The 15,418-nt window shown below is 59.4% G+C and carries 12 protein-coding genes; 4 read left to right on the top strand and 8 right to left on the bottom strand.

From position 1 onward, the window contains the following. Position 1: 1 nt before the first annotated feature. From wecC to IC50_RS25085, 3 genes are read right to left on the bottom strand one after another with little or no spacing between them, the layout of a single operon-like run. Positions 2-1,264 (bottom strand): UDP-N-acetyl-D-mannosamine dehydrogenase, encoded by a 1,263-nt coding sequence (wecC, locus tag IC50_RS25095; RefSeq protein ID WP_035711047.1) that lies wholly within the window; start codon positions 1,262-1,264, stop codon positions 2-4. Beyond that, on the bottom strand, positions 1,257-2,381 hold the full coding sequence (gene wecB, locus IC50_RS25090) for a non-hydrolyzing UDP-N-acetylglucosamine 2-epimerase (RefSeq protein WP_035711045.1): 1,125 nt from the start codon (positions 2,379-2,381) through the stop codon (positions 1,257-1,259). The genes wecC and wecB overlap by 8 nt, the downstream gene beginning before the upstream one ends. Positions 2,382-2,384: 3 nt before the next feature. Further along, positions 2,385-3,137: a WecB/TagA/CpsF family glycosyltransferase gene (locus IC50_RS25085; protein WP_277996256.1), complete on the bottom strand. Its 753-nt coding sequence runs from the start codon at positions 3,135-3,137 to the stop codon at positions 2,385-2,387. Positions 3,138-3,368: 231 nt separating this feature from the next. On the opposite strand from IC50_RS25085, the gene IC50_RS25080 reads away from it, so the two are divergent. After that, complete coding sequence (locus tag IC50_RS25080; protein WP_035711041.1) at positions 3,369-4,274, top strand: glycosyltransferase; 906 nt, start codon at positions 3,369-3,371, stop codon at positions 4,272-4,274. Positions 4,275-4,296: 22 nt separating this feature from the next. Here IC50_RS25080 and IC50_RS25075 read toward each other — a convergent pair whose 3' ends face one another. From IC50_RS25075 to rfbC, 5 genes are read right to left on the bottom strand one after another with little or no spacing between them, the layout of a single operon-like run. Then, the gene (locus tag IC50_RS25075; RefSeq protein WP_050991081.1) at positions 4,297-5,466 is read right to left on the bottom strand and encodes a hypothetical protein; all 1,170 of its coding nucleotides are present in this window, start codon (positions 5,464-5,466) and stop codon (positions 4,297-4,299) included. Positions 5,467-5,520: 54 nt separating this feature from the next. Next, complete coding sequence (gene rfbA, locus IC50_RS25070; RefSeq protein ID WP_035711037.1) at positions 5,521-6,396, bottom strand: glucose-1-phosphate thymidylyltransferase RfbA; 876 nt, start codon at positions 6,394-6,396, stop codon at positions 5,521-5,523. Further along, positions 6,305-7,291, bottom strand: a complete 987-nt coding sequence (gene rfbD, locus IC50_RS25065) for a dTDP-4-dehydrorhamnose reductase (protein WP_035711035.1) — start codon at positions 7,289-7,291, stop codon at positions 6,305-6,307. Before rfbD ends, rfbA begins: the two co-directional genes overlap by 92 nt. A gap of 8 nt (positions 7,292-7,299) precedes the next feature. Continuing rightward, positions 7,300-8,358, bottom strand: a complete 1,059-nt coding sequence (rfbB, locus tag IC50_RS25060; RefSeq protein ID WP_035711033.1) for a dTDP-glucose 4,6-dehydratase — start codon at positions 8,356-8,358, stop codon at positions 7,300-7,302. A gap of 14 nt (positions 8,359-8,372) precedes the next feature. Next, positions 8,373-8,930, bottom strand: coding sequence for a dTDP-4-dehydrorhamnose 3,5-epimerase (gene rfbC, locus IC50_RS25055; RefSeq protein ID WP_035711031.1), 558 nt, complete (start codon positions 8,928-8,930; stop codon positions 8,373-8,375). Between the two features lie 343 nt (positions 8,931-9,273). Between rfbC and IC50_RS25050 the strand changes: the two genes are divergently transcribed. The 3 genes from IC50_RS25050 to IC50_RS25040 all read left to right on the top strand — a co-directional run bounded on the left by IC50_RS25050 (position 9,274) and on the right by IC50_RS25040 (position 15,348). After that, a complete protein-coding gene (locus tag IC50_RS25050; protein ID WP_035711030.1) occupies positions 9,274-11,595 on the top strand; it encodes a Wzz/FepE/Etk N-terminal domain-containing protein in 2,322 nt (773 codons plus the stop codon). A gap of 100 nt (positions 11,596-11,695) precedes the next feature. After that, positions 11,696-13,708 carry a hypothetical protein gene (locus IC50_RS25045; RefSeq protein WP_035711026.1) on the top strand — a complete coding sequence of 671 codons (2,013 nt, stop codon included), beginning with the start codon at positions 11,696-11,698 and terminating at the stop codon, positions 13,706-13,708. Positions 13,709-13,881: 173 nt separating this feature from the next. After that, positions 13,882-15,348, top strand: a complete 1,467-nt coding sequence (locus IC50_RS25040; RefSeq protein ID WP_035711024.1) for an exopolysaccharide biosynthesis polyprenyl glycosylphosphotransferase — start codon at positions 13,882-13,884, stop codon at positions 15,346-15,348. Positions 15,349-15,418 lie beyond the last annotated feature (70 nt).

Raw genomic sequence — 15,418 nt, 5'->3', positions numbered from 1 at the left:
TTCACGTCCGCGCAGGCATATCTTGCCATATACCCCGAGTGTCGATGACGTCGAGATGACGGCGTTCGGCCAGCGGAACCATCTTGAATTCGTCGTGGTCGACCAGGAGAAGGGCGATCTCGCACGTGCGCAGCGCTTCGTCTATGTTCAAGAAGCCGGGCCGGTAGTCGGCAAGTTCCGGCGGCAACCGCCGCAGATTCGGCTCGACGAACTTGATACGCTCACCGTACTTCTTCGCGAGGTGCAGTGCGATCTCCATCGCAGGGCTTTCGCGCAGATCGTCGACATTCGCCTTGAATGTCAGCCCGCAGCAAGCCACGCTGGCGTAAGGATGATCGTCGATCAGGGCCTCGGCGCGTTCAATAATGCTTTCCGTCTTTGCAATGTTGACCTCGCGGCTCGCCCGCATGAGGCGCGCCAGGTCCGGCGCCGAGTCGATAATGAACCACGGATCGACGGCGATGCAATGACCGCCCACACCTGGTCCCGGCCGCAACACGGTCACGCGCGGATGACGGTTGGCGATATCGATGACCTCCCAGACATTGATGTCGAACCTGTCGCAGATCAATGAGAGCTCATTGGCAAATGCAATGTTGGTGTCCCGGAACGCGTTCTCCGTGAGCTTGACCAACTCGGCCGTGCGCGCGGTGGTTGCGACGCAAGCGCCCCGAACGAACATCTTGTAGAAGCGCTGAGCCCGCCGGGTGCAGGCAGGAGTCACTCCCCCGATGCATCGGTCATTGTTGATGAGTTCACTCAAGATCCGCCCGGGCAACACGCGCTCCGGACAATAAGCGACGTAGACGGCACCATCCTCATGACCGTTGACGCCAATTCTCAGATCGGGCCTGTGTTCGCTGATCCGCCTGGCGATTCCTTCAGTGGTTCCGATGGGCGAGGTCGATTCGAGAATGACGAGGTTACCCGGTTGAAGCAGATTCAGTATGGTCTCGACCGCGGCATTCACGTTCGACAGATCCGGACGATTGCTTTCGTCAATCGGTGTGGGCACCGCGATGATGAAGACGTCGGCGGGTTGCGGTTCACTTGATGTCGTCAACGCCCCGCTCGACACCACTTTGGAAACGAGACCATCGAGGTCTGGCTCTGAGATGTGAATGGCTCCCGAGCCGACCGTCCTGACCACATAGTCCTTTGTGTCTACCCCGACCACCTGGAGGCCGCGGCTGGCTATCAGCGCGGCCGTCGGCAAACCGATGTAGCCAAGTCCGACGACGGTAACTTTCTGGAATTCAGGCATCAAGAAGCACCTTCACGATCCGCTCGCTCGCCCGCCCGTCACCGAAGGGATTGTGGGAGCGAGCCATAGCCGAATAAGTCTCATCATCGTCAAGAAGACGAAATGTTTCGTGGACGATCCTGTCGTAGTTCGCTCCGACCAGTCGTGCGGTCCCGGCTTCGACGCCCTCTGGACGCTCCGTCGTCTCGCGCATCACGAGGACAGGCTTTCCGAACGTCGGCGCCTCCTCTTGCACGCCTCCCGAGTCGGTCAGCACCAGATATGATAGCGACAGAAGGCTGACGAAATCGGTGTACTCCTGGGGAGAAATGAGTGCGACGCGCGGATGATCGGCGAGCCGGCTCGCAAACACGTCGCGAACGTTCGGGTTCGGATGAACCGGAAGTACGACGGCAACGTCCTCCCTGCTCAGGATAGTCTCCAGTGCATTGACGACGTTGAAAACTCCCCCGCCGAAATTCTCGCGGCGATGGCAAGTGACCAGGATGATGCGGCGGTTGCCGTGGCGCTTCTTGATTCCGTCCCATCGGGACGAGAGCTGCGGATCGGCCTCGACCATGGCCTTCGCGAGGATCAGCGCGTCGACGACAGTATTTCCGGTAACATGAATGCGATCCTTGGAGACGTTCTCCGCCCGCAGCGCTCTCGCCGCCCGCTCGGTCGGCGCGAAATGCTGATCGGCGATCGAGCCGACAATCTTGCGGTTCACCTCCTCCGGCCAGGGCGCGAAGATATCTCCACTTCGCAGTCCCGCCTCGACGTGCGAGACCGGGATGCGGTGATAGTACGACGCCAGCGCACCTGCCATGGCCGTCGCAGTGTCACCCTGGACAATCACTCTGGTGGGCTTCACCCTCTCCAGAACTTCTCCGATCTGCGCCAATAGCCGGCCGGTCAGACTATCGAGCGTCTGATTCACCGTCATGACGTCGAGATCGAAATCCGGGACCACCTTGGCCACCTTGAGAACCTGGTCGAGCAGCTCCCTGTGCTGCGCTGTCGCGCAGACCGTGAGGGCGATGTCCTTGTTCGCTTCCGCCTTGAGCCGATTGATCACCGGAAACAGCTTGATCGCTTCAGGCCTGGTTCCCAACAGGATGAGAAAATGCTTTCGCACGTCTCACCCTCCGATCCGGCCTGCCCCGGGGGGCAGCACACTGTACATGCCGGGCGCCCGTCGAAACGCCTGCCGCGCGAAGGCTTGCGTCAAGATTCCCGCAAATAGTGTGTTCGTCCTGGCATACCGCCACCACATCCGTCTGGGCTCCTGATAGATGCGATACAGCCATTCGAGGCCGAATTGCTGCATGTGAATGGGAGCTCGCAGGACCGAGCCCGCGAGAACGTCAAACCCGCCACCCACGCCCATGATGAACGGGACGCCGAGCTCGTCGCGGTGAGCCGCAAGAAAGCGTTCCTTCCGCGGCGTGGGCATGCCGATGAACAGGCAATCGGCGCCACTGGACCGAATATCGCGGACGACCTCGTTCTCCTGCTCGCTGGAAAAATACCCGTGCTTGATCCCGGCAAAGACAAGCGAGGGATGCTCGTCCCGGACACGCTGCGCCGCCTGTTGCACGACGGCGGGTGTGGCTCCAAGAAAATACGGTCGGAGGCCCTCTTGCGCGCACACTTTGAGCAGCTCGCCGAGTAGATCCACGCCGGTCACTCGCGACGTTGCCGGGAGACCGAGCGCTCGCGCTCCCCAAAGGATACCCATGCCGTCGATTCCGACGATGTCGCTGCTGGCGACATCGTCGGCAAGCACCGGATCGGAGCGCATGTTGACGAGCTTCGCGACGTTGAGGGCCACATGCTGCAGACGTTGACGGTTTCGCATGGCCTTGCGCGCGAGGTCGACGGTTTCTGCCATGGTCAAGATATCGATGGGGCACCCTAGAAAGTAGGCACGCATGGGTTCCTCCCCCGGCCGAAATTCGCCTTCAGCGAAATATCGCCTTCCAATTGAACTTAAATAATATCTAGATAATAATGCCCGCGATTTTATTTGCAAGTTATATTGATATTATATTGTGGCTTAAATACTGGACAGACGGCGCGCGTCGACCGCCGAAGCGCAGCCATCGACGACGGAGAGAATTAAATGACGATTAAACGCAGACGGATCTCGGTCGTTGTTCCGCATTTAAATCAACCCGGCGCCCTGAAGACTTGCCTGGCGAGTCTCGATGCGCAGAGCATTCCCCGGGATTGGTTCGAGATCGTTGTCGTTGACAACGGTTCCGTAACCTTGCCGACCGACGTCGTCGCTCAATATCCGGGCGTACGACTGTTGTGCGAGGCGCGGCCCGGGCCGGGCCCGGCGCGCAACACCGGAGTTGCTGCCGGGAGCGGCGAGGTGCTCGCCTTCATCGACGCCGATTGCAGGGCACATCCGGATTGGCTGAGCAGCGTATGGCGCTCACTGCATTCGCTCCCCCCGGGGACAGTGCTCGGTGGAGACGTCCGCATCTGGCGGGACGCAAAGCCACACCTGGACGCCATCGCGGCCTACGAGAGCGTCTTCGCCTATCGCTTCAAGCTCTATATCGAGCGCGACGGCTATTGCGGCACCGGCAACATGGCGATGTTTCGTCGGGATTTCCATTCCGTCGGCCCGTTCGCAGGGATCGACGTGGCGGAGGACATGGAGTGGGGACAACGCGCGCAGCGTGCCGGGCTTCGATTTCGGTACATCCCGGAAATGATCGTCTTCCACCCGGCAAGGAGCTCTCTCCGGGAGCTATATGCCAAGTGGGACCGGCAGCTCCTGCACTACCGCAACATGGCCGACGGCAAGCCGGCATGGAGACTGCGCTGGATTGCGCAGACCCTGCTTGTCCTGGCTTCGCCCGCTCCGGGCATCATCACGATCTTGGCCAGCGACCGGCTCTCCGGTATCGGAACCCGGACCAAGGCGATTGCGGTCATGTGCGCCGTAAGAATGCATCGGGCTATCACGATGCTGTCGTTGCTGCGCAATCGGCGAGCCGTCGCCTGGAATCGCTAGCACAACATTCGTGCCCGCAGCGTCAGGCCGGTACGGGTATCTTGCCAAAGGCCGCGTTGTGGGTCAGTTCGAGCAGGTCAGCTCGCTGGCCAAACGACCACAATATCCAACCCAGTTCGTAGCTACGGCATTCCAGCCGAAGTCCAACGCCGGAACTTTCGATTAGCACGGCGTCGCGTCCGGAGTAGGCGTTCTTGATTGCACGCAGCATCCTCGGCACTCTCGTCGTCAGCTCCTGCTTTCGAATCTGAGAGCGGATGGACAGCCCGAGATCGGGCACCAGCATCGAGCGACGAAGCTGGTTCTTGCCGAGGACCCAATTAAATCCCTTGATCAAGGCGCTCCGCGCCCCTGGAACTCGATAGCGCTCCGCCCACTCCAGCAGCGCCGGAGCCATGCCATACTGGTGCACCGAGTAGACTTCATAGAAATCGAGCACGCGGCCCGCGGCCGCATCGAAAAACCAGGGCCACTCGCCGTCGGGCCCTTGAAGCGCAATCAACTTGCGTACGCAGGCATCCGCGTTGGCGAGCGCAGATGCCTCGCCTGCGAATTCGCCATAGTGATAGCACGCAATTGAGAGATAGATTTGCGTTGCGAACGAAGCGAAGCGCCGCCGAACTCCCGATGCTGCGTCGAAGAACAGCCCTGATCCGCTGGAGAATCGCTCCTCGAGAAAGCGATACAGCGGAGCGGCAAAACGCACCCACTCCTTGTCGCCGGCCCTGGCCCGAGCCACCACGCCCGTCAACAGCATACCCAAATCCTGGGCCCGAAACGACTCCCATCCGGACTGATCGCTCAAGACCCCCTTCACTTGGCGCCTCACCTGCTCGGGTAGCTCGAACCCGAGTTCTGCGGAAGCCCAAAGTGCCATTCCCAGTGCATATTTTGGTACCGAAAGGACCGTGAGCTCGACCGCATTCCGATGGAATGTTTCCGATAGATTGATGCCCCCGGGAACGCCCCTGATCCTCGACATTCCGAGCAGAACGTTAAGCGTGTAGAACACATCGCTGCGCCGCAGGGACTCGTTTGGCGAAGCCCGTCCGTCCAGATGGTAGATATGTGACCAGCAGCCGTGTTCAGGTAGCCAGCACCGCTCCAATCCCCTGAGCGCATAGCGCACCAGCGGGGAATTCTGCGAAAAATCGGGCATCAAAGTCCCGCTCTTGATAGGGCTGATGTTCATCGAACAACCATGAGTTAACTCGTTTCGACGTCTGCGGACGATTCAGCCCGGTCCTCAAGTCACGAGAGACCCGATCTCGCGCAAATACTGACCGTAGCCACTCTTCTCCAACGGCCGCGCCAACTCTTCGATCTGGTCGCGGTCGATGAAGCCCTGCCTCAACGCAATTTCCTCGAGACACGCAACCTTCATCCCCTGACGCTTCTCGAGCGTCTGCACGAACATCGCCGCATCGATGAGCGACTCCACTGTCCCGGTATCCAGCCAGGCGAAACCCCGCCCCATCCGCTCGACATGAAGCGCCTTGGCGGACAGATACCGCATCTGCAGATCGGTGATCTCGAGTTCGCCGCGCGGCGACGGCTCGATGCGCCGCGCATAACGTACGACGTTGTTGTCGAAGAAGTAGAGGCCTGTGATCGCCCAGTTCGAGCTCGGCTGCCTCGGCTTTTCCTCGATTCGCAGTGGGCTATCGCCCTCGTCGAACGTGACGACTCCGTACCTTTCCGGGTCTCGTACATGGTAGGCGAAGACGGTTGCACCTTCCTCACGCTCGGCGGCCCTTGCGAGCAGTTCGCTCAGCCCGTCGCCAAAGAAGATGTTGTCTCCGAGCACCATCGCAACGCGATCGTTCCCGATGAAGTCGGCGCCAACAATGAACGCATCCGCAAGACCAGCGGGTCGGGGCTGCTCCGCATAGCTGAGCCTGACCCCCCATTGACTGCCGTCCCCCAGCAAGCGCTCGAACTGACACCGATCGGAAGGCGTGGTTATGATCAAAATCTCGCGCACGCCTGCCAACATCAGCGTTGACAACGGATAGTAGATCATCGGCTTGTCATAGATGGGCAGTAGCTGCTTGCTGACCGCTCTCGTGATTGGATAAAGTCGAGTTCCGCTGCCGCCAGCCAGCACTATTCCTTTCAGCATCGATTCCACCTTCCGCGAGTTGGTCGAGACAGGTTTCGAGAGAGCAACGCCATGGCGGCAATCGAATGCCCAGGACGCGTTCGGCCCTGGACGAATCGAGGCGCGAATTCCGCGGCCGTCGCGCGGCCGTCTGGTACTGTTCGCTCGTGATTGCCTCGAGCTGCGGCACTCGGAATCCTCGCTGAACGAGCAAGTCGAAAATCGCTTCGGCGAAGCCATGCCAGGTCGTCTCACCTTGTCCAGCAAGATGAAAAATGCCGGCCATGGCTCTACGATCGTGGGTCAGCAGCCGTCCCGAGAGCTGAAGGATCGCCGACGCAAGGTCGAGCGCGGATGTTGGATTTCCGTATTGATCCTGGACGACTCTGACGATCGGTTGCGCTTCACGGAGCCGCAGCATCGTCCGAACGAAGTTGTTGCCATAGGGACTATATACCCAGGACGTGCGAATTACAGTTGCGAGCGGGTGAGCGGCCAGAACGGCAGCCTCGCCGGCCAACTTCGACGCGCCGTACACATTCAATGGCGCAGGAACGTCGCTCTCCTCGTAGGCCTCCGACTTTGTGCCGTCGAAGACATAGTCGGTTGAGATGTGGATGAACGGGATATTCATTTGCCATGCAACATCCGCCAACGCAGCCGCTGCGTCGCGATTGATGTTGAACGCTCTTGCTGCTTCCGATTCTGCCAGGTCCACTGCCGTGTAAGCGGCCGCGTTGATGATCACGGACGGTGCGAGCGGATCGATCGTTTGGCGGAGCTCCCCATGAGCCTCCAGATTGAATTCGGCGCGTCCAAGAGCGACCACGGGCATGCTGTGCAGCACCGCGAGGTCATGAAGACACCTTGCCAACTGACCATTGCGACCAGCAATCAAGACGGGCCTTTCGGTCATTTGCAGCCTCAATGTTGTGTGGCAAGGAGTCCCAGACGCGAGCCGTCATAGATCCCGCTGCGGGCATGCTCCCACCACGAGCGGCTCTTGAGATACCATGCGACGGTTTCGGCCAGCCCCTGCTCGAACGTCCTCGTGGGCTGCCAGCCAAGCTCACGACGAGCCTTCGACGCGTCAATCGCGTAGCGGACATCGTGTCCCGGACGATCTGGCACGAAAGTAATCATCGAACGTCTCGCTGCCGGACCGGGATACAGCCTGTCGACGACGTCGCAGATCTGGGTGACGACGTCGAGGTTGGAGCGTTCGCTATCGCCGCCGAAATTGTACTTTTCGCCGGGCTTGCCTTCCAACAGAAGCGTGATCAGACCTGCCGCATGATCTTCAACATGCAGCCAGTCGCGTACGTTTCGACCGTCGCCGTACACCGGCAACGGCCTGCGCTCGATCGCATTGAGGATCGTCAAAGGGATGAGCTTTTCCGGGAACTGAAACGGCCCGTAGTTGTTCGAGCAATTCGATACCATTACCGGCAGACCATAGGTCTTGAACCACGCAAGCGCGAGATGATCTGAGGCTGCCTTGCTTGCCGAGTAGGGCGAGCTCGGCCGGTAGGGCGTTTCCTCCCGGAAGTAGTCGGCTGGCCCGAGTGAACCGTAGACCTCGTCCGTCGAGACGTGAATGAAGCGAAACCGCTTTCGTCGTGGCGGCGAGAGGCCCTCATAGTATTTCCTGGCTGCTTCCAGCAGCGTGTAGGTGCCCACGATGTTCGTCGCAATGAAAGTCGCCGGACCGGTGATCGAGCGGTCGACGTGACTCTCGGCTGCGAGGTGAACGACCGCGTCAGGCTGGTAGCTGCTGAACACGAAATCCATGGCTTCGCGATCGCAGATATCCTGCTGCTCGAACAAATAGGACTTTAGCCCCTCGATAGGCGCCAATGAGGCTGGGTTGGCCGCATAGGTCAGCTTATCGACATTGATCACTGCAGCGCCCTTCTGCAGCACCAGGCTGCGGCACACTGCAGAACCGATAAATCCTGCTCCCCCGGTCACCAAAACGCGCATCCGACCGCTCTCCGTCACTCAAAAACGGCTGCAAGCTGATCCAACCCGGGCAGCGACCTGTCTTTTGGCGACACCTGGGCTTCATCTGTCGTTACCGGCCACTCGATCTCGAGTGCCGGATCGGCCCAATAGAGCCCCGCGTCATGGCTTGGAGCGTAGACTTGGTCGACCTTGTAGAACACGACGGTCTCGGGTTGCAGCGTGCAGAAACCGTGCGCAAAGCCTTTCGGGACAAGCAGTTGCTCGCCCGTTTGGCTGTCCAGCTTGACGGCTACATGCTTTCCGAAGGTCGCCGACGAACGCCGAAGATCGACCACGACATCGAGAATCGCGCCGCTCAGCACGCGTATGAGCTTGGCCTGGGCGAACGGCGGTCGCTGGAAGTGCAAGCCCCGGACTGTCCCGGCCTTGTCCGAGCTGGATTGATTGTCCTGAACGAAATCGACGAGAATGCCTTTTTCTGCGAACGCAGATCGCTGAAACGTCTCACAGAAGTATCCCCTGGCGTCGGAATGTCGATCCGTATGAATCATTTTAATATCCGGGATATCCAAACACCGTACTTCCAGCATGGAAACGTCCTCCGGCACCCATTCAAGCGTTCGTCCGTCGTTGAATGATCGGACAGGCCCGGCACGCTTGTCACATTCACCATGAGCTTCGACGGACCGCGCATTAACAAAAGAATTCAGACCTAATTTAATTACATCCAGCGGGTGCCTTCCGGCGCAAGAACTGCGCCGGCAAGACTGGCAAAGCCGCCATCTCGCTACGACCATCAAATTAATACTCGAATAACATTTAATTTGGCAATCAGATTTTTCTGATATATATTCAATTAATAAATCGCGAACCAGAACGCTCGCGCACGCGAGCGGCCAATTCGACGCGCCCCCCCGACCAGACAGGTACCCGATGCTTCAGAGCAATCTACAGACCGACAGAACACGTTTGACTCTGGGCGGCCAGGCCCAGTCGAACCAAATCAACGGCGGGGGAATCGGCGATCTCGTCAAGTTCGTGATCGTCTTCTTGAGACGCCGATATCTCATGATCATCGTCACCGCGGCTCTCGTATTCGCTGCTGCACTGCTCTACCTGCGGTTCGCGCCCCCCACCTACACCGCTCAGGTACAAATCTTGCTGTCGAATCCCCGGGCTCAATTCGTTCAGCAACAGTCACTTCTTCCGGAGCCCGTCGTCGACGCGGCCCAGATCGAAACGCAGCTGCAAATGATAAGGTCGCGGGGAATTGCAGCGTCAGTCATAACGCAGCTGAATCTCGCCAACGATCCAGATCTCACCGGTTCGCGGTGGTCGTTCAGCTCGCTGCTGCAGCGCATTCGAAACCGTGGCCAGCAGCCAGAGCACGATTCGAAGGCTGACACGCTCAACGAAGGCGCGATTGCCGCGCTGGTGAATCGGCTCACCGCGTACCGGATCGGATATAGCAAGATCATCGAGGTCAGCTACAGTTCGAGCAATGCGGATCGCGCAGCGGAGATCGCCAATGCCGTCGCCAATGCGTACATCAACGACCAGATGAATGCCAAATTCGAGGCCACGCGAGCGGCAGCCAGTTGGTTGCAGGAACGTCTCCAGAACCTCAATGAGCAAGCACTGACGGCCGAACGCGCCGTGAGCGCATATAAGTCCCAGAACAACATCGTATCGACCGGCGGAAAATCGATTGACGATCAGCCCGTCAACGATCTCAACGCCCGATTGGTAGCCGCCCGAACCCAGACCTCCGATGCGCAGGTCAAGTTCAACCGCTACGACGCGATTCTGCGCGCCAACGCAGCCGGCTCATCCACCATCAGCGCTCCTGACGCGGCGAGCGCCGATGTGCTCCAGAGCTCGATCATCACTACGCTGCGCCAGCAGTATCTCGAATTGTCGCGTCGCGAGGCCGATTGGTCGAACCGGTTCGGCCGGGATCATTTGGCGGTTGTCAACCTGCGGTCTCGGATCCGTGACATTCGCACATCCATCCTCGAAGAGGTCAAGAGGCTCGCCGAAGCCAGCAAGAACGAACTGGAAGCTGCCCGACAGCGGCAGCAGGAGCTCGAGAAGCAACTTGCCCGGGCCGTCTCGCAATCACGTCTGACGAACTCCGCAGAACTGACCATCCGGGACCTGGAAAGCCGAGCGAAGAGTCTGCGCGCCATGCACGAGGCGTTTCTGCAGCACTCCATGGGGGCGACTCAGCAGGAGACATTTCCGATTGCGGAAGCACGGGTGATCTTTCCCGCCTTTCCGCCAGAGCGCAAGAGCAAGCCCAAGGCAAACCTGGTGCTGGGCTTCGGCCTGGCCGCCGGACTCGCACTCGGGATCGGCCTGGCCCTTCTGAGAGACGTCATGGACAGAGTTTTTCGCACCTCTTCGCAGGTGGAGACCGCACTGGAGCTGCCGTGCCTGTCGCTGGTCCCCTTGCTGTCGCCGCCCAAGGCGCAGAAGTCGACCGTCCGGTCCCAGCAATCGGAGGAAGATCTGCGATCACGCACGATTTCAAACGTGCCGACTCTTCATAGAGCTGTCGTCGGAATGCCGCTCTCCCGCTTCACGGAAGCCATCCGTTCGATCAAGCTTGCTATTGACCACACCCCCGCGAAGGCCTCCAACCAGGTGATCGGAATCACGTCGGCACTGCCAAATGAGGGCAAGACGACGGTTGCAGCCTCTCTCGCTCACCTCATCGGACATAGCGGAAAACGGGCTATTGTAGTCGATTGCGATCTTAGAAACCCTTCGCTTTCCGCCGCCATGGCTCCGAAAGCTGCATTCGGATTGCTCGAGGTGGCGAACGGAAAGCGTTCCCTCGAAGAGGCGCTGTGGCACGATCCCAGAACCAATCTCGCATTCTTGCCGGCCGTCCGTCGCGGACCCCTGCTTCACACGAGCGAGATCCTTTCCGCCCAGAACATAAGCAAGCTGTTCGACAGTTTGCGTCAGACCTATGACTACGTCATTGTGGATTTCCCGCCACTCTCGCCTCTGGTGGATGTGCGCGTCACTGCGCCGCTGATCGACTGCTACGTTCTTGTCGTCGAATGGGGACACACGAAAATCGATGTGGTCCAACATGCCTTGCATACCGCGCCGACCATCTCCGATTCCTTGATCGGCGTCGTCCTTAACAAGACTGATATGAGGTCGATGGCACGGTACGACGCTCACCGAAGTGATTACTACAATGACAGCCACTACATCAAATATGGCTTGTCGGACTCTTAGGATGACTTTCTCTGGCATACGTCGGGCCTAACGATGGAGTCAGCGCCTTCTGCAACATGCTCTCCGTTCTTGGGCGGGTCAGAGTCAGAGATGGTGTAAAATGGTTATCCAGTCCACGATGCTCGCTGTTCCTGCGGCCATTGCTGCGGCTTTCGCCGTGATCGAGGACCTACCGGGTCCAGCGGTGCTATCGGGCGTCCTTGCCGCCGCTATGCTGGCCGTCGGCCTCTTTTCCACGTCGTCAACCCTCGCCGGATTCGCCAAGCTTCTGCGGCCCCTCTTCATTCTGGCTCTCGCCGCACCGGTGCTTTGGATCGCCTTGCAGGTTGTCCCGATCCCGCTCCGCGGTCTCGGAAGTCAGATCTGGGCGACAGCGTCGGCGGCCCTGGAACAACCTCTCGAAGAGAGGTTCTCGGTTGACGTACGCGAGACGATACTGGCGCTTTCACACTACAACGTTGTCCTCGCTTCCGCCCTGGTCACCGCAGTCATTGCTCTGGACAAGCAGCGCGCCGCGCAGGTCCTCTACTTCCTCGCATCGGTCACCGCCGCGATCGGCATATTTTCGATATGGAGAAAGAGCGACCAGAGTGGTTCCCTGCCCGCCGAACACGTCTGGACAGGCTCGACCGCGGCGGCGCTTGGTGTCCTTCTCTCCACTGCGATGGCTATCCGTGCGGTCGACCAGTTGTGGCAGCCCAGACGGCCTCCTCGCTTGCCAGCGGGGCCGCTCGCCATTCTTATCTGCGCAATTCTATCGTTGATCGTCTCCCTTGCGGCAGTCGCGCTTTGTAGCGGCTCCACCGCGCTGATTGCGGTTCTGCTCGGAGCGACCACCATCCTCACGGTGGTCGCTATTCGCAGATGGTTCTTTGGCCTGTGGGGCAGAGCCGGCGTTTTCGCGACCGCAGCCATGTTGTTCGTCTCCAGCTTCGCCTTCATCCCGATCAATCGGAATGCCGACCTGACGATGGCCTTGTCGACGCAAACCCGGGCAGCAACCGAGCGGATGCTGCAGGACATTCACCCGATCGGGACCGGTGCAGGCACGTTTGTTGCGCTTCTGCCGATTTATGGGGACGTTGGCATGCTCGCAATGCACGAACGGCCGACCGCCGCCGCTGAGATCGCTGTCGAAATGGGACGCACGTTCCTCTGCGGCCTGTTGATAGTCACCATCATCAGCACCTGCATCCTGTTCGGGCGCGCCTTGTCCCGCAAACACGCTTACCTATACCCAGCCCTTGGCGCAGGCGCTTCCGTTTCGTTGACGATACTCGCCTTTGCCGAAAACGGCCTTTTCGATCTATACGCTTCGCTGCTGATCGCGGCGGTTTACGGCCTTGCTTTTGCCCAAAGCCTGTCCAGTACAGTTCGCGATGCGGAGTCCATCGAGTTGCGGCAGCTCACGCAGGCAGCCGGCGACCGAACCACGGCGGCGCGACGAATTCCGCCGGCCATCTTCGCTTCCCCGTGGACTCCGACCCGCGTTGCCCTGACAATGATCGGGCTGCTGTTGGCTGCGCAAGCGGCCTGGATGCTCTCGCAAAGCTGGCCTTTTGGTGATCGCCGTTCAATTATACCGGTTGCCGGTTCGAACGAAGCCTGGATCTCAGCGCTCCAATCCAAGCGCGAGACTGTCACGACGACCTCCGGATTCACTGCAACTGCGCGCCTCAAGTCTGACAGGGCCACAGATCCGCAGACCATCGGCCAATCCACGGACTTGGGTGCTCTTGCTGCAGTGCTGAAATACTCGCCCCTTCGAGGCGACATTTGGCTGATGCTTGCAGCGCTGTCGAAGCAGCGCGCGGCGAGCCTTGACGCGACAAGCTTGCTCAAGATGTCCTACTATACCGCACCAAACGCGCTGGATCTCATTCCGTTGCGGCTTTCCGTCGCTCTCGGCACAGATACTGCAATCAAGGAACCCGAGCTTCGAGATCTCATCCGGCACGACCTCAAAGTTGCCGTTACCGGCCGGCTTGCGCTCCGGCCAGCCATCGCCGCCGCATACCAGTCGGCATCGGCTGACGGCAGGGCGTTTGCCGAGAGCTCGATTTCGGAGCTCGACCCGGGGTACGTCCAGAAGTTGCGATCGAGAGGCCCATAACCTTTACGGCAGCGTGCCGCCCGACGGTCGCGTCCAGATCGACCCCGATCCGATGTCGCGGTCACTTTAACGACGCAAATTAAATTCATTTATTTACACGAGTTAATTTGATTAACATGAATTGGTTTATGGTATATTAATTTCAGACCGACTGCGCTCTCTGTAGATCAGCTATGAATTTCATCAATCGGCATATCGGCGACCATGAGAGCGATCTGACTCTCGTCAACCCACCCTCATCCATTGCCGACGAAGGCAAATGGCCAGTCCGGTACGACTCGATCGAAATCGTAGCGATCTGCGCCGATATCGCGACCATTCTGTTCGCCGGCTTCCTGTCGGCGCTTCTGTCAGCCGCCAGCCCGACACCAGGCGGCCTAGCCCAGGCATTCGCCTACGCAGCGGCAGCATCGGTATCCTTTGTCTACATTCTCAAAGGCAGGGGACTGTATCGGCCAACCGAACTCCTCGTACTCCGAAGCCAAGTTCGCGCCATTTGCCTCACGTGGATCCTGTTGCACGTCCTGGCCGCCGCTGTGGAAATGCTCAATGACAATTCACACTTCTTCCGAGGTTCCGGCCTCCTGTTTGCCGCGCTCGGCCTGGCATCCTTGATTGCGCAACGGTGCGTCACCAGAACACTGCTGATAAAATGCTTCAGTGGCAGAAGGTTCGCTCGGACGAATCTCGTCCTGCTCACCGATCAGCCGTCTTCGACTCATGCTGGTCTGTCGGAGACTCTTTCGGTGCTCGGCTATTGCGTTAAGGGCCGCTTTGGCTTGCCTGCGGTCGGCTCGGACCCTGGTTCCAGAAAACGGATCAGCTCCCGCGTCATTGAGCACATTCGTAATTCCGAAGTGGACAAAATCGTGCTGGAGGCCAAGCCGGAACGATGGGCCGACCTTCGTGCCTTCATCTCCGACCTGAGGGTACTACCATTCCCGATCGTGTTCATCCCGGTTGGCGCTGCTTCCGAACTGCTTCGACATCCGACACGGAGCTTGGGAAGTGCCGCTTGCGTGGAGATCCAGCCCGGCTCCCTCACCGCAATCGAGCGCGCAAGCAAGCGAACGCTCGACATCATCGGTGCAGGACTTGCCTTGACGGTCTGCGCACCATTTCTCGCGATCGCTGCCGTCGCAATCAGGTTGGATTCCCCCGGCCCGATTCTTTTCAAGCAACAGCGATGTGGCTTCAACGGCCGAATATTCTCCATCCGCAAGTTTCGAACAATGCATGTGCTCGAGAATGGGCCTGTCGTCGTTCAGGCTACACCTCTCGACCCGCGCATCACCAGGGTCGGCAGATGGTTGCGGCGAACGAGCTTCGACGAGTTGCCGCAATTGCTGAATGTCCTCGACGGGAGCATGTCGCTGGTAGGTCCACGCCCCCATGCCGTGATCCATGACGGACAGTTCGACAAGCTCGTCCGAAAGTACGCCTTCCGACGCCGAGTGAAACCGGGATTGACAGGATGGGCTCAAATCCATGGCTGCCGAGGACCAACGCCGACGGCGACCACGGTTGAGAGACGTGTGGAGTACGATCTCTGGTACATCGACAATTGGAGTCTTCGGCTTGATCTCGAGATCCTGCTCCGGACTCCCCTTGAGGTTTTGCGGGGCCGCAATGCCTGTTGAGTTGCATTACTCCTGGCGGCCCGGTAGTCGCTTCTCAGCCACGTGAACCGAACGGCGCAATCGGATCAAA

It is taken from the genome of Bradyrhizobium genomosp. I (2014) (genome assembly GCF_000261685.1).
GTDB lineage: Bacteria > Pseudomonadota > Alphaproteobacteria > Rhizobiales > Xanthobacteraceae > Bradyrhizobium.
The sequence above is the reverse complement of the archived record's forward strand: the minus strand, read 5'-3'. Positions and strand labels throughout refer to the sequence as shown.